Below are 23,608 nucleotides of genomic sequence, written 5' to 3' on the forward strand. Positions count from 1 at the left end.
ATTAATCTACACCGGCGTATTCTACTTTAATCACTTGTTTCTCTAATACAAATCCTTCAAAAATTACCGGAATTTCGTTGAGAATACCCATGATTTCGTTGATATCCAGCGATTGCACCAATCGCATACGATGCTCTTTGAAATTCGGTAAGCCTTTGAAATAATTGCTGTAATGGCGGCGCATTTCCAGTATACCCAAACGCTCGCCTTTCCATTTGATAGAGAAAGTGAGGTGTTTACGTGCAGCTTCTACTCTTTGCTCAATACTTGGGGCTGAGAGTTTTTCGCCAGTGGCAAAATAATGTTTGATTTCGTTGAATATCCACGGATAACCGATAGCCGCACGGCCAATCATGATACCATCTACGCCGAAACGATTACGATATTCCAAAGCTTTTTCAGGCGAATCAATATCACCATTCCCGAAAATCGGGATTTTTATCCTTGGATTATTCTTAATCTTGGCAATCAATGTCCAATCGGCCTCACCTTTATACATTTGCGCACGGGTACGGCCATGCACAGTTAAGGCCTGGATGCCTACATCTTGCAGACGCTCGGCTACTTCTTCTACATTCTTGGTTTCATCATTCCAGCCCAGACGGGTTTTTACAGTTACAGGCAGGTGTGTTGCATTCACCACTGCTGCTGTCATTTCTACCATTTTCGGAATATCCTGCAATAAGGCCGCTCCAGCGCCTCTGCAAGCCACATTTTTTACGGGGCAACCATAATTAATGTCAATCAAATCAGGTTGTGCATTGGTGGCAATTCTGGCACATTCGCCCATGGTTTCTACATCACTGCCAAAGAGCTGAATGCCAATGGGACGTTCGTACTCAAAAATATCCAGTTTTTGTACACTCTTGGCGGCATGGCGAATCAAGCCTTCTGACGAGATAAACTCTGTATACATTAAATCCGCGCCGTTTTCTTTGCAGACTAATCTGAACGGTGGATCACTGACATCCTCCATCGGTGCCAGCAAAAGCGGAAATTCTCCTAACGATATATTACCTATTTTAACCAAAATCTAAAATTGAATTAGTGAATTCACAAATAAGTGAATAATTTTACTGCAAATTTACCGAATTTTAAGCAGAAATTGCTATATCAAATTAAACAGTAAATATGAAAAATAATTCCCCGATGTATTTCACAAGCAAGGAAAATCCTGCTGCCTCTTCTATATTGATTATTCTGGGTCTTTTTCTGATTAATTTCTTATTCTTAGGAAGTCTGATTCAGATTATAGTCATGCTAGCCTCGGGGGGAACTTTGCAAGGGATGCTCGAAAGTGGCGGAGATTTCACTAATATGCCCAACGGATGGTTAGCCATGATTGTGGGGCAGGGCTTAGGCTCATTTGTGGGATTTATCGGAACAGCCTGGTTATACTGGCGGATTATTGAAAAAAAGCAGTGGAGCGATTTAAACTTCAAGGCAATACCAAAGATTCAGATATTTTTTATGATTATCCTGATTCAGGTAGTTTTTATGGGTTTCAATGGCTGGTTGCAGGAAATTAACGAGCATATCGTTTTACCGGAATCCATGAAAGGATTGGAAACATGGCTAAAAAGCATGGAAGACCAACTGGCTAAAGCTACCAAGTTTTTTACAACCTATACTTCTTTCTGGCAGTTTCTTCTGGCATTTTTAGTGATAGCAGTGATTGCAGGTATTGGAGAAGAGCTGGTTTTCAGAGGCTTATTGATGCGTAAACTGCTTATTGGAACTAATAATATACATCTGGCTATCTGGATATCAGGGTTTATATTTGCAGCTATTCACTTTCAGTTTTATGGCATTCTGCCCCGCATGATGCTGGGTGTTTTGTTTGGCTATTTATATTATTGGACAGGCAATATATGGGTACCTATCACTGCACATATTTTTAATAATGGTCTGGCCGTTGTTATCATGTATCTGTATAATCTGGGCATAGTAAAGACCGACATAGAAAGTATAGACCACGTGCCCATGCCTATTGTTCTTTTTTCGCTCGTAGCAACTATTGGTTTGATGTTTTTGTTCAGAAATTACATGGAATCAAAATCTGTTGAATCGCAATCATAACGTTATGGAAAACCAAAGTAAATTTAAATTATGGTTTAAGAGATTAGGCTGGGCGGGCTTCTTTTTTTTCTTGATCAAGGGCTTACTGTGGTTGATTATCCCCTATCTGATAGCCAAAGGTTTTTTGAGTAAATAAACGTTTTCTGCTAATCTTTACAATCATCGATGAATAGTTATTTTGCCTATGGCCTGAGCATAGCAACTGAAATTCTTTTCCCTGAATTATTTGTTATTTCTCCCATTGTTATTCCTGACGTAAATGTTCGTCGAGGGAAAATTCCGGTACAGATTTTAGAAAAAGTAAAGCAAGAACAGCATAATATTTTCATAACTCCTACCGAATATTTATTGCATATCGAAAATATTGCCTCTTACTATGCCACCAATGGCAATGAGGTGATTATTGAGCCGGAACCCAATGCCGACGAAAAAAGTATCAGACTCTTTTTTCTTTCCAATGCAATGGCAGCTATTTTGTATCAGAGAGGGAGTATTCCGATGCACGCTTCGGCGATCTATGATACTGATGGAATTATCCTGTTTATGGGAGATTCGGGTGCAGGCAAATCCACAACTGTTGCTACTTTACAGGCTAAGGGTTATCGTATTTTTTCAGACGATATATGTGTGCCCATACAGGAAGGCGACACACTCAAAGCATTTGCGGCTTACCCCATCATGAAACTCTGGAAAGATACTTTCGATAAGGTAGATGTCGGTTTTATTAAAGAAGAAAACAGAATTCGACCTGAAATAGAAAAATACGGCAAGTCTTTTTATGATTCTTTTGATATACAGGCTCTGCCCATCAAGCATATCTTCATTTTAGAGAAAGATGCTTCTTTAGATTCAGAACTTACCTCTATGCAGTCTATTCAAGGTGTTGAAGCATTTAAACACCTCCAATATTACGCCTATCGCTTGCCGTATATTGAGGCAATGGGCTTGAAAAAAACTTATTTCGAATTATTAAGTACACTATGTAATAAAATTCCGGTTAGTTTAATCAGCCGCCCTGACGATAATAGCACCTTCAATGATTTAACCGGCTTCGTTGAATTAGTTTTAGATAAAATCAGTATAAGTAATTCTTAGCCAGGAATACGTATGCCCAAAACCGACTGAAATAGAACCGGACTATACAGCCTACAAATTAAATTTCCTAAGCACTATTGTTTCTTCCATCAGAAAACTGTAAGATTATACCTTGAAATAGATATACGCATATTTACCGATTTACAAACTGTTGATTTAATGCTTTCCCTAATGTCTGATCCTTCAAAATTCGTGAACTGACTGGAATAAAGGCGTTCTCAGCTGAATCAAATCATCATCTTTTTCATTGATTAATATTTAAAATCATTCATTAACCTATCCATTTTACCATCGTGAAAACCATTTATTCTGCTCAAAAACCAAACCAGTCTAAAAAGTCTTGGGTAACTCCCTCAATGGAGATTATCGAAATTAAATCAAAAGCTAAGGCTAAATTTTTACCGGGCATTAACCTCCTTGACCCTCATGGAACGGCTTCATGAGTTTTTTTTTAACTTGTTTTCTATCTTATCTTTTACAAATCATGCGCACTGTACAAAAAACTAACCACCCTAAAAAGGTGTGGGTTGCACCATCTATGGAAGCAATCGAAATCAAGTCAAAAAAGAATACAAGAATTTTGCCTAAAGTTAATTTACTCGACCCGCACGCTAGCTGATAACATCATCTAAAATACTGCATGGTTATCTGTCTGAAATTTATTTCTGGCAAATAACCATGCAAAAAAACAGCGTTGCATTTTTTTGAAGTATATTTTCGTAGCTGCTGTAAAAGAAAACCACTCCATATATCCTCGTTTTTTGCCGCTAGTTGAGTAAATGCTACTAATCAGCCCTTTTTATTTTTTTTATCCTCAGAAGAATTTTATTTTCGTTTGTCGAAATCCGCTCCTATACGCAATCATTCAATCACAGATTCATGATAAAATTTTTCTTTTTAGCATTTGAGAGTTTCCGGTTTGCCGGACAGGCACTTCGGGAGAATATGCTTCGTACGATATTGTCTCTTTTGGGTGTAACCGTAGGTATATTTTCGATTATTGGTGTGTATACAATGGTAGACTCCCTTGAATCGAACATTAAAAATAGCCTTAACTCTATCGGTACAAACGTAATTTATGTACAAAAATGGCCGTGGTTGTTTTCCAATGGCGATTATCCATGGTGGAAATATTTCATGCGTCCGGAGCCGAAATACAACGAATTTAAATACCTCAGAGAAAATCTTGAACATGCGCAAGCAGGAGCCATGATGGATTTTGCAGGCGATATAACCTGCCGTAAAGGAAGCAATAGCATCAATGCGCTGGTGCAGGGTATTACCTATGAATTCAATGAAATCACAGAAGTACCGATTGTAAACGGTCGTTATTTTGCCAATCAGGAGATTGAATCCGGCAAAAATGTGGCCGTACTAGGCGCCGAGATAGCAGATGCACTGTTTCCGGGTAAAGACCCAATCGGACAAACATTTAAACTAAAAGGGCAGAATATTACGGTGATTGGGGTGCAGGAAAGAAAGGGTAAACAAATAGCTGATTTCGGTGGAGAACCCGACCAGAAGGTAATTATCCCGTTTCTGGCTCATAAAAGAATCTTTTCTTCCGGTGAATTAACGGGCGATATTGTTTTTAAAGGATACGAAGCCGACGAAGGGCTTTTCGAACTGGAGGGTGAAATCACTGGTTTATTACGCACCAAAAGAGGTTTAAAACCATCGCAGGAAGATAATTTCGCATTGAATCGTCCGGAAGCTGCGGCAGCCATGTTGAGCCAGTTATTTGGTACCTTGCGTGTCAGTGGCTTTTTTATCGGAATATTCTCCTTGCTGATTGGGGGCTTTGGCATCGCCAATATCATGTTCGTATCAGTGAAAGAGCGCACAAATATCATCGGGATTCAGAAATCATTGGGTGCCAAAAACTACTTTATTCTGTTCCAGTTTTTATTTGAGTCTGTCTTCCTGTGTATTTTCGGAGGTTTGTTCGGTATCTTACTCGTATACCTGATGAGCTTCTTACCATTAGGCTCTTTAGATATTGTCCTGAGCTATGGTAATATCATTTTTGGGCTTACAATTGCCAGTATTATCGGGGTTATTTCGGGTATCATTCCTGCATGGCAGGCGGCCCGTTTAGACCCGGTAATTGCCATCAGAAGTAAATAAATTTCATTTTTTCGATACTTTCTTACACGATTGAGTAATTTTGCGCTTTCAAAAAAAATTGCTCAATCGTGTAATGGCTATTATTCTCAGTATCGAAACTTCTACCAAAGGTTGCTCAACCGCTATCCATCAGGATACTCAATTATTGGCTTTGAGCGAGTTATTCCATGAAAAATCCTCTTCCGGAATGCTCACTACCTTAATTCAGCACGTCGTAAAAGTTTCCGGTCTAGATTTCCAGCAGATTGATGCCATTGCCGTAGCCAAAGGCCCCGGCTCTTATACAGGTTTGCGCATTGGCGTTTCTACTGCCAAAGGGCTATGTTTTACACTTGATAAACCTTTATTGGCTGTAAATACTCTCCAGGCCTTAGCCTGGCAGGTACATAGTATAGCGCAGTCGGCTTATATAAACCAAGCCCCTCTCCTATGCCCCATGCTTGATGCCCGACGCATGGAAGTATATTGTGCTTTATATCGGACAGATAATCTAGAGCAAGCTTCTCCTACCGAAGCTAAAATCATCGATGAAAACTCATTTGCAGAAATACTGGAAAACCAGAAAATCATTTTCTTTGGCGATGGCGCAGCCAAATGCCGGGAAGTTTTAGGCAGATACCCAAACGCCATATTTCTAAGCCAAACAATCAATCCATCAGCCAAAGGCATTGGTGTGCTGGCTTATGAAGCATTTCAAAACAATCAGTTTGAAAATGTAGCAGATTTTGAGCCTTATTACCTGAAGGAGTTTATGACGACAACGCCAAAGAAACAGAACTAGCATGGCACGGATCCAGTGTGGCACGTCTATACTCGTCCGCAAAAGGGCGTGTCACGCTTAGGCACTGAAAAATCTATCTACTAAATTTAAAAAGTTCATTAACTACCAAAGTAAGTGTGCCACGGTCACACTCGTCTAAGTATAACCGTGGCACGCAGGATAGTTTCTATTTTTTCTCTTTTATTTTCCTCCTTTCAGAATAGTCTGATACTTAGGCATATCTTTAAACAATTTCAAAGCCTCTTGTACTTCTTTATCACGCTCAAATGAAACGAATTTCATCGCTTTCTGATAATAGTAACGACTTAAAATCTCTGCTTCCAATTGCTCCTTTATGTCGGCTTTGTTTTTTATCAAATCCTGTTGTTTGCTTTGGTTGATTTTCTCTCTTAAAGATTTCAGGTTTTCTTGTACTGCATCCAGACTATTTTCTTTTTTGGCTGATGCCTCCAGATTATCCAGACTTTTCTCCATTGAGGTTGAGTAAGTAAAGCTTCTCGCTTTCAGCCAGTTTGTAAAATCCTGATAATCAGCATCTTTTAATGAGAACTTCTCTTGTGGCTTTTCATTCACATGCTCAAAATAATATTTAGTGGCATAATCGAAAATCACATTTTTAGCTATCAGATTAGCTGTAACAGAAGCCATTGGAGGCACTTCTGTTTTAATATCCGGGTCAATACCACCACCATCATAAACCGTACGGCCATTCTTGGTTTTGAAAGCTGTTTTCAAGGAATCCGGCACTTTACCTACACTTCCATCCGCGTTTCTATGGCTATAATCCAAAGCCTGAATACAACGGCCACTCGGAATATAGTATTTAGCCGTAGTGATTTTCATTTTGGTATTATAAGTCAAATCGCGGGTTGTTTGTACCAATCCTTTACCAAACGAACGTTGGCCGATGATAACGGCACGGTCATAATCCTGCAAAGTACCACTCACAATTTCAGATGCTGAAGCGCTCATGCTGTTTACCAATACCACAATCGGAATCTCAGTATCCATCGGGTTTTCCATCGACATAAATTTCTTGTTCCAATCAGCCACTTTACCTCTGGTTTCAACAATCAACTGGTCTTTTGGCAAGAACACATTACAGATTTCAACCGACATATTCAACAAACCACCAGGATTACCTCTCAGGTCGAAAATCAACTTTTTCATACCCGCAGCCTTCAATTCACTGAATGCCGATTTCACCTCTTTGGCAGCAGTAGCTGTAAAATCATTCAACTGAATATACCCTACTTCGTCATTAATCATTCCTGAATGAGGTACGTTTAATGTTTTTACAATATCACGCCCCACCGTTAATTCTATCGGAGAATTCTGTCCATAGCGTTTAATCAACATTTTTACGGTCGTTCCGGTCTGTCCTTTCATCAGGCGCCCCATATCTACCCCCTTGCGCGAAACCACATCTACACCATCCACTTTCAATACCTCGTCACCAATCTTCATTCCGGCTTTATCAGCAGGCGAGCCTTCATAAATCATCACTACCAGATGTTTATTATCCTGATGCAAAACCGTGGCGCCAATACCGTTATATTTTCCGGTAGCCATGGTCATATAGTCTTCAATATCATCTTCCGGGAAGAAATTGGTATAAGGGTCTAGTTGTTTCAACATCGACTCAATACTCAATCTCATGGCCTTGTTCGGATTGATTTCGTCTACATAATACGCGTTCAGTTCTTTAAACATCGTAGCGAAAATATCAAGATTCTTTGCTATTTCAAAGTAGCGATCATCATACTTAAACGCCACAAACGGAATAGTCACGATAATCAAAATAATGATGGAAAATTGACGGATACGTTTCATTTCTTTTCTATTTATTATAAAATTCTTATCTCATACAGGCTCAAAAAACGAACTATTACAAATTAACGCAAAAACTTCTCCAAAAGGTATCTCATTGTGATAAAAGGTAAATCATTGCGTGGGTTTCCCATACGTTTTTGCCTCAAAACCCAGTTTCTTTTTAGGTAGCGTTTGCCTTTTTACAATGTATAAATTATCAAAATCGCTTTCCTGCAAATCTTTGGTAAGGGTGTCTTTCTCATATAATCCGTTTACGATATGGCGCACAGTATTGCTATGTCCTACTATCAAAATATTTTTTCCTTCGAGTTTCTTCAAATCCTCAATAAAAGGCTTCTGATTTCTTGGGTCATAGTTCTGAATACTCAAAGCCATGGCATCAGCCAGAGGCTTGCCTGTATGGGTGGTTCTCAGATATTTGGTGGTATAAACAGCCGAGATTTTCTTATCGGCCAATAGTTTCTTTAGTGTTTCGGCTCGCTCCTTTCCGGCAGCACTCAGCTCAGGATCGGCAGACGTAGTATCCATCTTTTCTCCATGACGTACAATGTAATAGGTGGATGAAACAGAACGGCTGCAAGCGCATAAAAGCAAGGCAAAAAGCACTAGGTAAAGGTAGTTTTTCATAAAATAATCCGGCGTTTCAATTGGTGAAAAATGGGGGTGTATTTACGATAAAAAATATAGGTAAAATAGTTGATTTTTGCTGATAATCATTAGCTTTTAAATTTCGATTTGTAGATAAAAAATCGTAACTTTACAACTAAATTATGTTAATTATTAATGAATATCAAGAGTCCTTTTCAAAAGACAGGTAATTCATTGACAGTCAATGGTTTATAAAAAACAAATTATGACAGAAAATCAAGAAATCAAAGAGCCACAAAACTCAAAAGCGGATTACGGAGCGGATAACATTCAGGTACTCGAAGGATTAGAGGCAGTACGAAAACGCCCAGCCATGTATATCGGTGATATTGGCGTAAAAGGTCTTCACCATTTAATCTGGGAAGTTGTAGATAATTCGATAGATGAAGCATTAGCAGGGCATTGCGATACAATACAGGTAACAATCAACGAAGATAACTCAGTAACAGTAAAAGATAACGGCCGTGGGATTCCGACTGGAATCAATACAAAAGAACAAAAATCTGCCCTAGAGATTGTAATGACTGTATTGCACGCCGGTGGTAAATTTGATAAAGATACTTACAAAGTTTCAGGAGGTTTGCATGGTGTGGGGGTATCCTGTGTAAACGCCCTCTCTACGCATCTTCATGTAACAGTACACCGTGACGGCAAAATATTTGAACAGGAATATAGCATCGGAAAACCTTTGTATACTGTCCGTGAAATCGGTAATGCTGATGATACTGGTACAACCGTTATGTTTAAACCAGACGGCAGCATTTTTACAACTACAGAATATAAATACGAAACTGTTGCCAATCGTCTGCGTGAACTTTCTTTCTTGAATAAAGGAATCACCATTATTCTGACAGACTTAAGAGACATAGACGAGCAAGGAAATGCGAAAAGTGATACCTTCTTCTCGGAAGGTGGTCTTGCCGAATTCGTATCTTATATCGATTCGGGTCGTGAAAGATTGATTCCTGAGCCGATGTTTATGGAAGGAAATAAAGACGGTATTCCGGTTGATGTAGCAATGTTGTATAATACCAGCTATAGCGAAAACGTATCTTCTTTTGTCAACAACATCAATACTCACGAAGGTGGTACACACGTATCAGGCTTCCGTATGGCTTTGACGCGTACCTTGAAAAGCTATGCTGAGAAAACAGGTATTCTGGCTAAAGAAAAAATCGAAATCAGTGGTGACGACTTCCGCGAGGGGCTGACAGCCGTTATTTCGGTAAAAGTACAGGAACCACAGTTTGAAGGACAAACCAAAACCAAACTAGGGAATAGCGAGGTGACCTCAGCCGTAAGTTCATGTGTGGCTGAAATGCTTGAAAATTACCTGGAAGAACACCCGAAAGAAGCCCGTATTATTGTAGACAAAGTAGTATTGGCAGCCAAAGCCCGTATTGCGGCACGTAAAGCCCGCGAAATGGTGCAACGTAAAAACGTTTTGATTGGCACCGGCTTACCGGGTAAACTGGCTGACTGTTCAGAGTCTGACCCATCGATTTGTGAAGTATATCTGGTTGAGGGAGATAGTGCAGGTGGTAGTGCCAAACAAGGTAGAAACCGTGCATTCCAGGCGATTCTTCCGCTAAGAGGTAAAATTCTGAATGTGGAGAAAGCACAGGAATACCGCATTTATGAAAACGAAGAGATAAAAAATATCTTTACGGCATTGGGTGTGCAGATTGGTAAAGATGGTGACGAAAGAGCTTTGAATACAGATAAGCTACGTTATCACAAAATCATTATCATGACTGATGCCGATATTGATGGTAGCCACATTCGTACTTTGATTCTGACATTCTTCTACCGATACATGAAAGAATTGATTGAGAATGGTTATATCTATATTGCGCAACCACCATTGTATTTGATAAAGAAAGGCAAAGAAGAAGAATATTGCTGGACAGAAGAACAACGTGCGATTGCAGTAAAACGTTTAGCCGGTGGAGGTCGTGAAGATAGCGTCGGAATTCAACGTTATAAAGGTTTAGGAGAGATGAACCCTGAGCAGCTATGGGAAACTACCATGCGCCCTGATAAACGCACGCTAAAGCAGGTTTCTATCGAATCAGCAGCAGAAGCAGACCACTTATTCTCAATGCTGATGGGTGACGAAGTAGCCCCTCGTCGCGATTTCATCGAAAGAAACGCCAAGTATGCGAGAGTTGATATTTAGTGATTTAGTGATTTAGTGATTTAGTGATTTAGTGATTTAGTGATTAAATTAACTTTTGATTATTAGAAGTGCAAATATCTAGATTCTAATCACACATTCACTCAATAAATAAAAGCAGTTATCGGAGACCCTGATAACTGCTTTTTTATTAACCGCTTCTCAATCCACTTACTCCAGTCTTTCATTATTCCCTGCCAGTATTACATTCTGCCTTTCTGTGCCTCTCAGCCTGCTATACCTTTGCATCATCAACACAAACAAAATGAAAAACAATACCATGAAAAAACAGTTTTTATTACTCGCAATCGTTTTTGTATCGCTTTTATCAGCTTGCAGCAAAAAAAGTGATGATGTTACCCCAGACGGGCAGTCACCAGATGGCCCACAAGGTGCTGCCAAAGGTTTTTATTGTAAAATAGACGGCAAAGATTTCGCGCCTGATTTTGCCTATGCTACTTCTGTCATCGCCGGTAGCTATGGGGTTTATGGCTTGTATAGCACAAGTGATAACCTTATCTATTTACAAATTCCTGATAATTTGGGCAAAGGAACACATAAAATTGATGATAAAACTATCAAAGCGCACATGAATCTCGGTAAAACCAGTGATCTGGAATACAGCACGATTCACGGGGGCACAGGTACACTCATTGTTACCGAGAAAGATGCGAAAGGCTTGAAAGGTACTTTCTCATTTACTATTAAAAACAGCAAAGGTGCGCAATTGACAATCAGCGCAGGAGAGTTTAATGTATTATTCAGATAACAATATCGTCCGTATATAACAAGAAATGGCAGGATAATCCTGCCATTTCTTGTTATATATATGCTATGGGGAATTTATATCTCCTCCACCCCATTCGTAATAGCCATTTGGTAAGATACTAATGGCTGTCCGAATTGTGCTTCATAAGCCTTGCCTATTTCAGTCAGAAAATCGGCTACCGCTTCTTTTTTTACCAGATTGATTGTACAGCCACCAAAGCCTCCACCCATCATTCTTGAGCCGGCTACAGCCTCGTTATCAATCGTCTGCTCTACCAGAAAATCCAGTTCTATGCAACTTACTTCATAGAGTTTACTTAATCCCTCATGCGTTTCATACATCTTTTCTCCGAAAGCGATGAAATCATCGTTCAGCAGGTCTTTGCAAGCCAACTCTACCCGATTGATTTCTTCTACCACGTATCGGCAACGATTATATACGATTTCAGGCAATTTATCTGCCTGACTGCGCAGCATCGGTATCGTTACATCTCTCAGGCTATCCACTTGCGGATAAGCATTTTGTAAAATGCTGATGCCCTCTTCGCATTCTGCTCTGCGCTTATTGTATTCAGTATCTCCCAAATTATGTTTTACACCCGAATTGCATAAAACAATGCTATATTCTGAGGTATTGAACGGATAATACTCATAACTCAAATCACGACAATCAAGCTTAATTACTGCTTTGTCTTTTCCGTGAATAGAAGCAAACATATCCATGATGCCGCACTTCACGCCCGCAAAATTATGTTCAGCCTGTTGAGCCGTTAATGCCAGATCAATACTTGAAAGCTCAAAACCATAAAGTTGATTTAAGGCAAAACCAATACCGCTTTCCACTGCGGCCGATGAAGACAAACCTGCACCCAAAGGCACATCTCCTCCAAAAACCACATTAAAACCTTGTGTCAGTTTATCATTTCCTTTAGTCATTTCAGCCACCATGCCAATCAGGAAATTAGCCCAGCCTTTGTCTGATTTCGTAAGATTATCTAACGAAAACTCGTAGGCATCAGCCAAATCATAGGCAAAAAGCTTAATGGTTCTATCGTCCCTTTTTGAAACGGCAAAATAGATAGCCTTATCAATGGCAGCGGGTAGTACAAAACCATCGTTATAATCGGTGTGTTCACCAATCAGGTTTATGCGCCCGGGAGCACGAACAATGATTTCCGGTGTCTGATGATATAATTCTGAGAACTTCTGTTGAATACTTTCTGAATACATTTATTTTGTTTCTTCTTCTATTGGTGTTGCTGTTTCTTCGGTTGGTGCTTCTTCTGCTACTGGTTCTTCCTTCACCTCTTCTGGGAACAAATTTACATCTTCCACTTCATTTCCCTCTATCTCAAAAAACATTTTATGAATATCGATAGGCTGATCATCAGGGCTTAAAGAGCAGAGTACTTTGGAATACGAACCATCTTCCTGCAATTCATAAGAATTTACATTATCACGCAGGTTATAGTCCAGAATATGAATAGCATGTTTTCTGACATCTTTATCTACCAACTCAAATAATGACTCAATGCGTTTATCAAAACTACGCACCATAATATCGGCACTACCGCCATATACTTTTGGCTCATTATTATTATGGAAATAAAAGATACGGGCGTGCTCCAGAAATAAACCAACAATCGAACGCACGGTTATATTCTCACTCAAATTCTGACGACCCGGACGCAGACAGCAAATACCTCTGATAATCAATTTGATTTTTACGCCAGCCTGAGAAGCCTTATATAATTCATCAATGATATAGCGGTCTTCCATTGAATTCAGCTTAATACAAATTCCGCTTGGTAAGCCATTCTGTGCATTTTCAGCTTCTTTTCTGATTAACTCTATCAATCGTTTTCTCATATCTCTCGGTGAGGTAATGAGATATTGATAATTAGCAGGTTGAGAATGGCCCGTGATAACATTAAAGAACTCCGAAATATCTTTTGTATAGGTCGGGTTAGTTGTCAATAAGCCAATATCGGTATACAATCTGGCTGTGTCTTCATTATAGTTACCACTGGCTAAGTGTGCATATTGAATTACTTTGTTGCCTTCTTTACGCACAATCAACATCAGTTTGGTATGAGTTTTATACCAGCCAATACCATAAATCACAAAACAACCGGCACGTTGCAGGCGCTCAGCTTCTCTGATATTGTTTTCTTCATCAAAACGAGCCTTAATCTCAAACAATACAGATACGTGCTTGCCATTTTCAGCAGCTTTCAACAAAGCCTGCGTAACACGAGAACGTTTGGCCAAACGATAGATGGTCAGTTTAATAGCCAATACGTCAGGGTCTTCGGCTGCTTGTTCTAATAATTGCAGTACTGGTTCGAAATTGTTGTACGGATGATGCAACAACAAATCTTTCTCACGCACTACTTCGAAAATATCGGTATTTTTCTCTTTCAATCTAGGAGGTTGTACCGGCGGATGAACAGGCTCCAGCTCTTCCTGAAACTCAGGATGGCGGATAATCTGCCACAAGCAGGTATAATCAATCAGGCACTCATCTACAAAAATATTGTACTTGTCAATCTCCCAGCGTTTTTGCAGAATCGTTACCATCCACTCATTGGCATTGGGTTCAATCTCCATATAGACAACTCTACCCAATCGACGGCTCTTGATTTTCTGTTTGATTTCATCTACAAAATCAGACTCAATATCATCAGATTCCTCTAAGGTAAAATCACCATTTCTGACAATTCTGAAAAGGTTAGCTGCCTGAATCTCTACATTGCGATAGAGTTTCTTTATTTCGTGTCTGACAATTTCTTCAATAGGTAAAAACAACACTTCATCATCTCTCTCAATAGTAAAGAATCGTGGCAGGTTGCCCGGAATCTGCACAAAAGAAATTTTCTTGGTTTCGCTGTCTTCTGAGAAAAGCGTTGAACGGCTTGAATCCGTTACCACACCAAAGATAAGCGTCTTCGCAATCAATACCGGAAAGGCATGCGTGTGGTCGTAGAGCATCGGGGTAAGCATCGGATAAATCGTATAATCAAAATAATTTATCGCTTCTGCTAACTCACTCTGGGTAAGGTCGCCAATCTTAACAACCTGAAATTTATAGTCTTTGAATAGTGGAGTCAGTTCTTGATTGAATACACGGTCTTGTTCCTGACAGAACTGTCTGACAGCCGATAACAAAGCCTTGCGGAAAGGCACTTCGCGCAAGCCTGAATAATCAACACGCTCTTTGTTATAATCCAGATAATTATATAAACTACCTAAGCGGACGGTAAAGAATTCATCAAGGTTTGAAGAGGTGATGGCAAGAAACTTTAAGCGCTCAAAAAGGTTGAGGTTCTTTTCGCAGGCCTGATCTAAGACACGCTCATTGAATTTAAGCCAGCTTAAATCACGACTGATGTAGTTTGACTGTTCGATGCTATCGACATAGCGGCTTATCTTTGATTCAGGGACTGTACTGCTTTTTTCTTCACTTTTAGAAGGACTAACCAGACCATTTAAAAACGAAAAAAGGCTACCTTTCGAGCCTTTTTCCTGAGATATATCTTTCTTGTTTTCTTCCATTGCTCGATAACAAAATGTGTCTTGCGAAGTACGGCATTTATGGGAAGATATTCAAGGAATTAACAATAATTTAATAGATTAGTACCATTTTCTCGGCGTCTGAGGCAGTAGATAAACCAGAGTAAGTGTTCACTTTATTCAAGAGAATTTCTTTTACGCTACTAGCTCTACGCCTTGAAATCGGGAGGCTTGTACCATCAGTCAGTCTCACTTCTTTATAGGCTTTTTTCCAGCGCAAACCCTCCAGATATTGTATATTAAGGATATAAGATTTATTTATCCTTAAAAAATCATTATGTTCTTTTAAAACTGCATCAAAAAACTTCAGATGAAAAGCAGTGATAAATTTACTGGTTTTCGTATGAAAAATGGTGTAGTTAACATCAGCTTCAAGATAAATAATATCCTGTGGCCGGATAGCTTTGCGAGTGCCATTTATCATGATAAATAGGTTTTGAGCCACATGATCTGTTTTGGGTAAATAGGGTCTGAATTGTTTCATAATTAATGGTTTTATGAAACAAATTTCAGCATATACGTATAAACAAAAAATCCCCAATTATGGGGATACGACCGATTAAAAATCAAAAATTGCTTAATCAGAATGAACCAATACCCTTTCAACAGACTTATCTCGCTTGATAATGAATATGCCTTTTATATAGAAAAATAAGAAGAAGCTTTTGAGGAAATTCCTGGTAATGAGCACTGCATATAAAATGGTATCATTCTTATATGGCACGGCAAGTCCGAATAGATAATCAAAAATAATAATGCTCATATAAATTAAAAAAATACTAAAAACCAGCCAGCTTTCGGCTAAACTAAATAATCTTCTGTTTACATTTCTTTGAGACAATACAAAAAGACTTAGCCCCGCAAGAATAGTGAGATACAGGTTTTTTATTAAAGACCCATAAGTATTATAGTTTGCATAGCCTACTCCAGAGAATGCATAAAAAAATGTAATCAACAAGAATACAATAGAAGCGACATACACAAAGTAATGTATCCATTTGAATTGAATGATACCCTTCAGAAAAAAGCTTAAGATGATAAACTCGAGGGTACTGTACATATAATTCAGAAAATGATTATTACTCATGGTGAGCGCTGTAATAGCAAAAACAATCTCGAAGATGGTCACAGAAATAGCGTATACTAAAAAGAAAGACTTGTATTGTGTCCAATACCATCTTCTTTTTAATATCATCCAGCAGATGAATAGCCAGACTATATCCTGCGACCACCCTGAGATCCGATATAATACTAATGTAACATCCATAGTTCTCATCCACCAGTTGATGGAGGTGGTATTGTTTGATTTCCACCTTCACCAGGTAAACAATCGTTGCCAAATGGAGTCTCTGGCGGAATAGTTAAAAATCCAATTGTGTCAGCACCATCCTCACCCGGACCTGTTAAAAACTCTCCGGTTTTTTTATCAGCACTAAGCTTAAATGGTAAGACTTCTACTGTAAATTCATCTTCACCCCCTTTTGATCTAAGCCGTCCCTCTAGTGGGCGTCCTCCTTCAGATGCGCTTTTCTTTCCAATTATAAAACTTACACAATCAATATGTGGATGATTCTGTTTTAAAAAGTCAATTAAAACCGATAGTTGATCTAAGGTCAGATAAATACCTTCCTGTCTGGGTTTTACCTTATCACCATCTGTATCATCAATATAGGTATGCTTTTTAGCTCTTGCTAAAGCCCGTGAGTCTCTCATAGAATTTGATTTGTTTTATGGTTGTTATTATTTTATTTGTTTCGATGTTAGTGGTTTTTGTATTGATATAGAAGCCACCTTTTAGTTTCTATAATCATCAAACCAGCCGAAGCTCTATCGCTTTTACCACTGCTTCCGGAGCCGAATTGACGTGTAGTTTTTCGTAAATATTCTTAATATGGCTGTGTACTGTACTAAAACCTATGTTACAGACATCCGCTATCATTTTATAGCTCAATCCTTTTACCATATGCTGTAACACTTCTTTCTCGCGTGGTGTGAGTGACACGTAGGTCTGTTCTTTCATTACAAACTGACTTTGAAACATAGCCAATACCTTAGCAGCAATAGTAGGGCTTAGGTGTGACCCTCCGTTATATACGTCTATAATGGCGTTTACATAGTATTCGGGCTTAGGTGTTTTAATAATATACCCATTTGCTCCTGCGCAAATAGCGGCAAACACTTTGTCATCATTCTCGAAAACAGTCTGAATTAATACCTTTACTTCATTATTTTCTTTCTTGATAGCCCTCATGGCTTCAATACCCGAAAGATGCGGCATCTGAATATCCATCAGCACTACATCCGGTTTATACTTGCGTACCAGTTTCACAGCATCAGTTGCGTCCGAGTAGGCGCCAGAAAGCCACAATCCATCTGTACCTGCCAGGTACAGGGAAAGGCTTTCCCTGAGGTTTTTGTTGTCTTCAAAAAGTAGTATCCTTATCATTATCTCTCCAATTTAACCTCTGTCGCCGTTAAATAATTGTTTTTATGGCTATTTTTATTTTACGGTAAAATTAGCCGGTATTTTACTATGAATAAATCCCCAATTTTGGGGAGTTTTGAGATTAAAATAATATTTCTATTAATATTTCAGTCCCTTTCTGCTGATACGAATTAACAAACACCTTCAGGTCGTCCTGCTGACTTCGGAGTTTAAAATTTTTGAGCCCATTTCCTTCAAAAGTCTGATTAAAATCGAAGCCCTTGCCATTATCTTTGATACTTATTTTTATCAGACCCTGATGCTGGAAGATTTTACAGGAAGCCTCTGTAGCACTTGAATGTTTGGAAATATTATTGACTGCTTCTTTGAAAACCAGATAGATATTACGTCTTTGCTCCATCGAAAATAAATCTTTTTTGAGGTCAACCAAAGGCTCAAAATTAAACGGGATTCCCTTAGCAGATAAGATTTCGACGCCAAACGAATGCATTTTTTCGAATAATTTCTCGGTTGAATCATTGTCAGGATTAATGGCCCAGACAGTATCTCGCATGAGTAGAACTGTTTCTTCTGAGTTATCAGTAATTTTATCCAGTATTGGCAACAATTCTGGTTTTTCAGTGACTACCTTTTTGCGAAGCAATTCTACAAAAATAGCAATTGAGTTAAGGTTAGAGCCTACCTCATCATGTAAATCAGAAGCAATCTGATTACGGACGTGCTGGAGTTTAAGTTTCTGCCTGACATCATAAATAAAAAACAAATAGAATCCTACACCAACAACCAATAGAATATAGACTGCAATAGAAGGCCAGAACCACCATTTCTGCCAGAATGCCTCCATCTTTTTGATTCTGACATCTAAATTGGCCAATTCTCGTGTATCCGCTTTTGCCTGTATTTGTAATAGATAATCACCACCCGAAAAATCATAAAAATGAATAGAAGGATAATTGCTCCACAACCAATCCTTGTTCAATTCGGCAATCCGATAACAATATTTAATGGCATTACCCTCAACGGGATTTAATTCGATAATAAGGCTTTTGTCATTATCTGATAGAAAAATAGTTGAATCCTTTGTATACGGGAAAACCTGCCCATTTATCAAAACCTGTTTGATAGAAAGCTGAGCATAAGAAGAAATGCTTAACAGCAGTATCAGCGATACTGAATATGAATGCTTTTTTAGCAAGATAGGGTAGGTAATTAGGCCCTCTAAATATCTAAAAAAAGATACTCACTCCCAATAGATACCCCGATTTTCTTTTATTCGGTACTAAATACGAATAGCCACCAGACTAAACTCTGATGGCTATTCGTATTGAATTCAAATATAATGGCTTATACGCCCAATAATATTCTGGCAGGGTCTTCCAGTAATTGTTTTACTCTTACCAGGAAGCTCACCGAATCTTTACCGTCAATCGTGCGGTGATCGTAGCTCAGAGCTACGTACATGATTGGACGGATAACGATTTCACCATTCACTACCACTGGTCTTTCTACGATATTGTGCATACCCAGAATAGCCGATTGTGGCGCATTGATGATTGGTGTTGAGAGCATAGAACCGAAAATACCACCATTGGTAATGGTGAAAGTTCCTCCGGTCATTTCCTCAATCGTCAGTTTATTATCTCTTGCTTTACCTGCCAGACGAACCACTTCTGATTCAATGCCTGCAAAGCTTAATTTCTCAGCATTTCTGATAACCGGTACTACCAAGCCACGTGGCGCAGAAACGGCGATAGCTATATCGGCATAATCGTTATATACGATTTCCTCACCATCAATATAGGCATTTACCACAGGGAAATCTTTCAAAGCAATGGCACAAGCTTTGGTAAAGAAAGACATAAAACCTAAACCAACACCATGTGTTTCTTTGAATTTATCTTTATACTTCGCTCTCAGATCCATGATTGGCTTCATGTCTACCTCATTGAAAGTCGTTAGCATCGCAGTTTCCTGTTTCACTGCTACCAGACGTCTCGCAATGGTTTTGCGAAGGCTGGTCATTTTCTCTCTGCGGGTGATTCTACCTTCTACACCTGAAGCAACTGGCGCACTTGCAGGAGCTTTAGGCTCAGCTGCAGGAGTTGGCGGTGTGCTAGGTACAGTAGGTTGTGCCGGGGTTGGCGTAGCTTTCAGCGCATCTTCTTTCATGATACGGCCACCTACACCTGTACCTTGTACAGTTGCCGGGTCAATACCTTTTTCAGCCAATACTTTAGCTGCTACCGGAGATGGATGACCCGCTGCATAGTTATTACCCGATGCCTGAGCGGCTGGTTTTTCTTCTTGTGCTGCTGGTTGAGTGGCTGCCGGAGCAGTGCTTGCACCACCCACAGCTATTTTAGCTACTACCCCACCAATCGGTACTACCTGTCCGGCTTGTGCTACAATCGTAATCACACCGTTTTCTGGTGATGGTAATTCAAAAGTGGCTTTGTCTGATTCAAGTTCGCAAATCACCTCATCCATTTTCACGCTGTCGCCATCTTTTTTGCTCCAGGAAGCAATCGTTACTTCTGAAATAGACTCTCCTACTGCTGGCACAACCACATCAATGGTTTTGCCTTCTGCTGGTGCAGCTGGTGCTGGTGTACTTGCTGCAGGCGCCGGAGTTGGCTCAGCCGCTGGTACTTTTGGTTCTTCTTTCGGCGCTTGTGCTGGTTCAGCTGCAGGCGTTGATGCCTGTTTATCGTTGGTTGATTCAATTTTACAAATCAAAGCGCCAATAGGTAGCGTGGTACCTTCGGCTGCTACGATTCTTAAAATACCGTCGGCTTCTGCGGGCAGTTCGAAGGTGGCTTTGTCAGACTCTAATTCGCAAATTACTTCGTCCATTTTTACCTGGTCACCATCTTTTTTTATCCAGGACGCGATCGTTACCTCGCTTACTGATTCGCCCACCGAAGGGACTTTCATTTCTATTGCCATAACTTGTTTTTATTGCTAAGTTACTAGATATCGATATATTGATTAATTCTCTTTTGGTTTATTGAAGGCTTATTTTTCAAAAGCTCTCTCTACAATATCAGCCTGCTCTTTTGCATGGATTTTGGTATAACCAGTTGCAGGAGACGCACTTGATTTACGGGCAACCACATTGCCTACACCGATTTGCGGGAATTCTCTCAACACAAACGACCAGTAACCCATGTTTTCAGGCTCTTCCTGTACCCAAATTACCTGTGGCTTTTTGTATTTGGCCAGGTGTGCTTCTATTTGTTTAGCCGGGAATGGGTGCAATTGTTCTACGCGAATAATGGCAACATCTGTACGGTTTTCTTTTTGTTGTTTATCCAACAAATCGTAGTATACTTTTCCGCTACACAATAGCACACGTTTCACCTTCTTAGGGTCGGCGTAGTTATCACCAATCGTTTCCTGGAAGCGTGTTCCTTCGGCAAAATCTTCTATTTTCGATACCGCCAGTGGGTGTCTCAACATCGATTTTGGCGACATATGAATACAAGGCTTACGGAACGGCAATGCCAGCTGACGACGCAACATATGGAAGATATTGGCAGGTGTGGTACACACACAAACATACATATTGTATTCGGCCGCTAATTGCAGGAATCGTTCAGGGCGGGCATTTGAGTGCTCAGGTCCTTGTCCTTCATAACCATGTGGTAATAACAATACAAGTCCATTCATGCTATTCCATTTTGACTCAGACGCTGCAATGAACTGGTCAATCATGATTTGTGCGCCATTCGAGAAATCACCAAATTGTGCTTCCCAGATTACCAGTGCATTCGGGTTAGCCATTGAGTAACCATACTCAAAGCCCATAACACCGTATTCAGCCAATAATGAGTTGTATATCTCGAATTTACCTTGTTTTTCGTCGATATGTGCCAGGTTAGTGTATAACTGGTTGGTATCAGCATCATGCAACACAGCATGGCGGTGTGTAAATGTACCACGTTGCACGTCTTGCCCTGTGATACGAACCACCTTGCCAGAATCCAGGATTGCACCATAAGCCATCAATTCTCCTACCGACCAGTTGAATGGTTTCTCCTGAGCAAAAATGGCACGTCTTTCTTCCAATACCTTTTCAATCTGTTTCAAAGGTTTGAAACCCTGAGGTACATTCGCTAAAGCCTTACCAATTTTCTCAATTTCTTCAAGAGGAATACCTGTAACCGGTGATTGCTCGAAATCTTCTGGTACTGAGCGACGTAGTTTCTCCCAGTCTTCTTCCAGTTTCGGCTTCTGATACGGCAATTGTTTTTGTTTTACTTTTGCCAGTAGGTCCTGCAATTCACCTTCAAATTCTTTCTTCAATTCTTCCGAGAATTTTGCATCTGCCTCTCCACGTTCCATCAATTCCTGCAAATATATCTCGCGTGTATTCGGGTGAGTATCAATCACCTTATACATTGTTGGTTGTGTCATACGTGGCTCATCTGATTCGTTATGACCATATTTACGGTAACAAATCATATTCACGAATACATCACGGTTGAACTCCTGACGGAATTCGGTTGCCAATTTCATCGCATATACCACTGCCTCTGGGTCATCACCATTCACATGGAAGATAGGGGCATCAATGATTTTAGCAATATCAGTACAATAGATTGACGAACGGGCATCTTCAAAATCGGTAGTAAAACCAACCTGATTGTTAATCACAAAATGAAGCGTACCACCGGTATAATAACCCGGAAGATTCGACATCTGAGTTACCTCATATACAATACCTTGTCCGGCAATCGCTGCATCGCCATGAATAACGATTGGCAGAATTTTGTCGTAAATATCATCACGGTCGTTTGGCTTCACAGCTGCTTTTTCGTAGTGTGCATCAGCACGTGCACGTGCATAACCTACTACCACCGGATTAACCGCCTCTAAGTGTGAAGGGTTAGCCATTAGTTTCAAGCTCACTCTTTTGCCTTCCGGTGTTTCTACCTGGCTCGAATAACCCATGTGATATTTTACGTCACCATCGCTATAGGCATCCAATTGCACGTTTTCTTCAAACTCATTGAAAACCTGCTCGTATGGTTTCTGTAGAATGTTTGTCAGGATATTCAGACGACCACGGTGTGCCATACCGATTACTACCTCTTCTACACCTAATTCAGCACCACGGTTGATAGCAATATCCAGAGCCGGAATAGTTGATTCACCACCTTCTAAAGAAAAGCGTTTTTTACCTAAGAATTTGGTATGAAGGAAGTTTTCGAAATTAACCGCCTCATTCAGTTTCTCAAAAATGCGTAATTTTTGTTCACGGCTAGGATCGAAAAACAAGTATTCCTGTTCGATTTTCTTACGCAACCAGCTTTTCGCATGGCGGTCTCTGATGTATAGATATTCGAAACCTATTTTGCCCAGATATACTTTTGTTAAAGCATCTACAATTTTGCGTAGAGTAGCGGCTTCGCCGAAAAGTTCAACCCCTGCTTCAAAAACAGTATCTAAATCTGCCTCCGAAAGATTGAAATCTTTCAGGTCAAGCATTGATTTACGGTCTTTTCTTGGGCCAATCGGATTTATTTTTGAAAGTAAGTGTCCACGAGAGCGATACCCTCTTATTAAGTGAACCACCTCCATTTCCTTGCGTGTATGTTCAGCACTGGCAGGTGCAGTTTTGGAAGGAGTAGCCGTAGGTGCTACGCCCGTTGCCGTGCCATTTGTACCGTTTGTGTGTCCGTTGCTGTTATATGTCTGGCTAAACTCAAACCCTCTGAAGAAATTCTGCCAGCTTTCATCAACTGACGAAGGGTCTTGTTTGTATTGTTGGTAAATAGCGTCCAATGCGGCTACGTCTGCATTGGCGATGTACGAGAATTGATCCATTGAAAATTTAAAGAATTATTGATGCTCGTTCCTGAGAACGATACTATTTGTCGTAAAACCTTTATAAACTATGCTATTATGGGAAATCCGACCAATATTTAAAGTCGTGCAAACCCCCATTTGCCTAAACGCTGCAAAGTTACGGTAAGGTATTCAATAAAATAACAAATTTTTCACTAAAATGATTATCTATTGATTGAAAGAAAAAAGAATAATCTCAATTAGGTCAAAATATATTTTCTATTGCTCTTTT

At 39.7% G+C, this 23,608-nt stretch carries 19 protein-coding genes; 7 read left to right on the forward strand and 12 right to left on the reverse strand.

The genetic code is table 11. The features are described 5' to 3' along the window. Window position 1 precedes the first annotated feature (1 nt). Window positions 2-1,030 carry a tRNA dihydrouridine synthase DusB gene (gene dusB / locus ACYVFA_RS21890; RefSeq protein ID WP_460474002.1) on the reverse strand — a complete coding sequence of 343 codons (1,029 nt, stop codon included), beginning with the start codon at window positions 1,028-1,030 and terminating at the stop codon, window positions 2-4. 101 nt (window positions 1,031-1,131) lie between these two features. Between dusB and ACYVFA_RS21895 the strand changes: the two genes are divergently transcribed. The 5 genes from ACYVFA_RS21895 to tsaB all read left to right on the forward strand — a co-directional run bounded on the left by ACYVFA_RS21895 (window position 1,132) and on the right by tsaB (window position 6,082). Continuing rightward, window positions 1,132-2,079, forward strand: coding sequence for a lysostaphin resistance A-like protein (locus ACYVFA_RS21895; protein ID WP_460474003.1), 948 nt, complete (start codon window positions 1,132-1,134; stop codon window positions 2,077-2,079). 165 nt (window positions 2,080-2,244) lie between these two features. Next, complete coding sequence (locus ACYVFA_RS21900) at window positions 2,245-3,174, forward strand: hypothetical protein (RefSeq protein ID WP_460474004.1); 930 nt, start codon at window positions 2,245-2,247, stop codon at window positions 3,172-3,174. A gap of 293 nt (window positions 3,175-3,467) precedes the next feature. After that, window positions 3,468-3,617, forward strand: coding sequence for a hypothetical protein (locus tag ACYVFA_RS21905; protein WP_460474005.1), 150 nt, complete (start codon window positions 3,468-3,470; stop codon window positions 3,615-3,617). Between the two features lie 436 nt (window positions 3,618-4,053). Next, window positions 4,054-5,301, forward strand: a complete 1,248-nt coding sequence (locus tag ACYVFA_RS21910; protein ID WP_460474006.1) for an ABC transporter permease — start codon at window positions 4,054-4,056, stop codon at window positions 5,299-5,301. Window positions 5,302-5,374: 73 nt separating this feature from the next. Beyond that, a complete protein-coding gene (gene tsaB / locus ACYVFA_RS21915; RefSeq protein ID WP_460474007.1) occupies window positions 5,375-6,082 on the forward strand; it encodes a tRNA threonylcarbamoyladenosine biosynthesis protein TsaB in 708 nt (235 codons plus the stop codon). A 180-nt stretch (window positions 6,083-6,262) separates the two neighbouring features. Here tsaB and ACYVFA_RS21920 read toward each other — a convergent pair whose 3' ends face one another. Continuing rightward, complete coding sequence (locus tag ACYVFA_RS21920; RefSeq protein WP_460474008.1) at window positions 6,263-7,915, reverse strand: S41 family peptidase; 1,653 nt, start codon at window positions 7,913-7,915, stop codon at window positions 6,263-6,265. Between the two features lie 111 nt (window positions 7,916-8,026). Further along, the gene (locus ACYVFA_RS21925) at window positions 8,027-8,542 is read right to left on the reverse strand and encodes a phosphoglycerate mutase family protein (protein ID WP_460474009.1); all 516 of its coding nucleotides are present in this window, start codon (window positions 8,540-8,542) and stop codon (window positions 8,027-8,029) included. 226 nt (window positions 8,543-8,768) lie between these two features. On the opposite strand from ACYVFA_RS21925, the gene gyrB reads away from it, so the two are divergent. Beyond that, entirely contained in the window at window positions 8,769-10,742 is a 1,974-nt protein-coding gene (gene gyrB, locus ACYVFA_RS21930; RefSeq protein ID WP_460474010.1) for a DNA topoisomerase (ATP-hydrolyzing) subunit B, read from the forward strand. A 262-nt stretch (window positions 10,743-11,004) separates the two neighbouring features. Further along, the gene (locus ACYVFA_RS21935) at window positions 11,005-11,508 is read left to right on the forward strand and encodes a Riean_0653 family protein (protein ID WP_460474011.1); all 504 of its coding nucleotides are present in this window, start codon (window positions 11,005-11,007) and stop codon (window positions 11,506-11,508) included. 74 nt (window positions 11,509-11,582) lie between these two features. Here ACYVFA_RS21935 and galK read toward each other — a convergent pair whose 3' ends face one another. The 9 genes from galK to ACYVFA_RS21980 all read right to left on the reverse strand — a co-directional run bounded on the left by galK (window position 11,583) and on the right by ACYVFA_RS21980 (window position 23,355). Next, window positions 11,583-12,737: a galactokinase gene (gene galK, locus ACYVFA_RS21940; RefSeq protein WP_460474012.1), complete on the reverse strand. Its 1,155-nt coding sequence runs from the start codon at window positions 12,735-12,737 to the stop codon at window positions 11,583-11,585. Beyond that, on the reverse strand, window positions 12,738-15,062 hold the full coding sequence (ppk1, locus tag ACYVFA_RS21945; protein WP_460474013.1) for a polyphosphate kinase: 2,325 nt from the start codon (window positions 15,060-15,062) through the stop codon (window positions 12,738-12,740). It abuts the gene before it with no gap. A 70-nt stretch (window positions 15,063-15,132) separates the two neighbouring features. Then, on the reverse strand, window positions 15,133-15,564 hold the full coding sequence (locus tag ACYVFA_RS21950) for a LytR/AlgR family response regulator transcription factor (RefSeq protein WP_460474014.1): 432 nt from the start codon (window positions 15,562-15,564) through the stop codon (window positions 15,133-15,135). Window positions 15,565-15,657: 93 nt separating this feature from the next. Next, window positions 15,658-16,347 (reverse strand): hypothetical protein, encoded by a 690-nt coding sequence (locus ACYVFA_RS21955; protein ID WP_460474015.1) that lies wholly within the window; start codon window positions 16,345-16,347, stop codon window positions 15,658-15,660. A gap of 5 nt (window positions 16,348-16,352) precedes the next feature. Continuing rightward, window positions 16,353-16,793, reverse strand: a complete 441-nt coding sequence (locus tag ACYVFA_RS21960) for a hypothetical protein (RefSeq protein WP_460474016.1) — start codon at window positions 16,791-16,793, stop codon at window positions 16,353-16,355. A 97-nt stretch (window positions 16,794-16,890) separates the two neighbouring features. Further along, window positions 16,891-17,526: a response regulator transcription factor gene (locus tag ACYVFA_RS21965; protein ID WP_460474017.1), complete on the reverse strand. Its 636-nt coding sequence runs from the start codon at window positions 17,524-17,526 to the stop codon at window positions 16,891-16,893. 121 nt (window positions 17,527-17,647) lie between these two features. Then, entirely contained in the window at window positions 17,648-18,721 is a 1,074-nt protein-coding gene (locus ACYVFA_RS21970; RefSeq protein ID WP_460474018.1) for a sensor histidine kinase, read from the reverse strand. Between the two features lie 149 nt (window positions 18,722-18,870). After that, a complete protein-coding gene (odhB, locus tag ACYVFA_RS21975) occupies window positions 18,871-20,472 on the reverse strand; it encodes a 2-oxoglutarate dehydrogenase complex dihydrolipoyllysine-residue succinyltransferase (RefSeq protein WP_460474019.1) in 1,602 nt (533 codons plus the stop codon). 69 nt (window positions 20,473-20,541) lie between these two features. Next, complete coding sequence (locus ACYVFA_RS21980) at window positions 20,542-23,355, reverse strand: 2-oxoglutarate dehydrogenase family protein (protein ID WP_460474020.1); 2,814 nt, start codon at window positions 23,353-23,355, stop codon at window positions 20,542-20,544. Between the last annotated feature and the right edge of the window lie 253 nt (window positions 23,356-23,608).

This window comes from Emticicia fontis (assembly GCF_054779675.1).

Bases quoted from the DNA above. Each gene is read 5' to 3' on its own strand.
- ACYVFA_RS21895 (WP_460474003.1), top strand. From the start codon at position 1,132: ATGAAAAATAATTCCCCGATGTATTTCACAAGCAAGGAAAATCCTGCT.
- ACYVFA_RS21900 (WP_460474004.1), top strand. From the start codon at position 2,245: ATGAATAGTTATTTTGCCTATGGCCTGAGCATAGCAACTGAAATTCTT.
- ACYVFA_RS21910 (WP_460474006.1), top strand. From the start codon at position 4,054: ATGATAAAATTTTTCTTTTTAGCATTTGAGAGTTTCCGGTTTGCCGGA.
- tsaB (WP_460474007.1), top strand. From the start codon at position 5,375: ATGGCTATTATTCTCAGTATCGAAACTTCTACCAAAGGTTGCTCAACC.
- ACYVFA_RS21920 (WP_460474008.1), bottom strand. From the start codon at position 7,915: ATGAAACGTATCCGTCAATTTTCCATCATTATTTTGATTATCGTGACT.
- ACYVFA_RS21925 (WP_460474009.1), bottom strand. From the start codon at position 8,542: ATGAAAAACTACCTTTACCTAGTGCTTTTTGCCTTGCTTTTATGCGCT.
- gyrB (WP_460474010.1), top strand. From the start codon at position 8,769: ATGACAGAAAATCAAGAAATCAAAGAGCCACAAAACTCAAAAGCGGAT.
- ACYVFA_RS21935 (WP_460474011.1), top strand. From the start codon at position 11,005: ATGAAAAACAATACCATGAAAAAACAGTTTTTATTACTCGCAATCGTT.
- galK (WP_460474012.1), bottom strand. From the start codon at position 12,737: ATGTATTCAGAAAGTATTCAACAGAAGTTCTCAGAATTATATCATCAG.
- ppk1 (WP_460474013.1), bottom strand. From the start codon at position 15,062: ATGGAAGAAAACAAGAAAGATATATCTCAGGAAAAAGGCTCGAAAGGT.
- ACYVFA_RS21950 (WP_460474014.1), bottom strand. From the start codon at position 15,564: ATGAAACAATTCAGACCCTATTTACCCAAAACAGATCATGTGGCTCAA.
- ACYVFA_RS21955 (WP_460474015.1), bottom strand. From the start codon at position 16,347: ATGGATGTTACATTAGTATTATATCGGATCTCAGGGTGGTCGCAGGAT.
- ACYVFA_RS21960 (WP_460474016.1), bottom strand. From the start codon at position 16,793: ATGAGAGACTCACGGGCTTTAGCAAGAGCTAAAAAGCATACCTATATT.
- ACYVFA_RS21965 (WP_460474017.1), bottom strand. From the start codon at position 17,526: ATGATAAGGATACTACTTTTTGAAGACAACAAAAACCTCAGGGAAAGC.
- odhB (WP_460474019.1), bottom strand. From the start codon at position 20,472: ATGGCAATAGAAATGAAAGTCCCTTCGGTGGGCGAATCAGTAAGCGAG.
- ACYVFA_RS21980 (WP_460474020.1), bottom strand. From the start codon at position 23,355: ATGGATCAATTCTCGTACATCGCCAATGCAGACGTAGCCGCATTGGAC.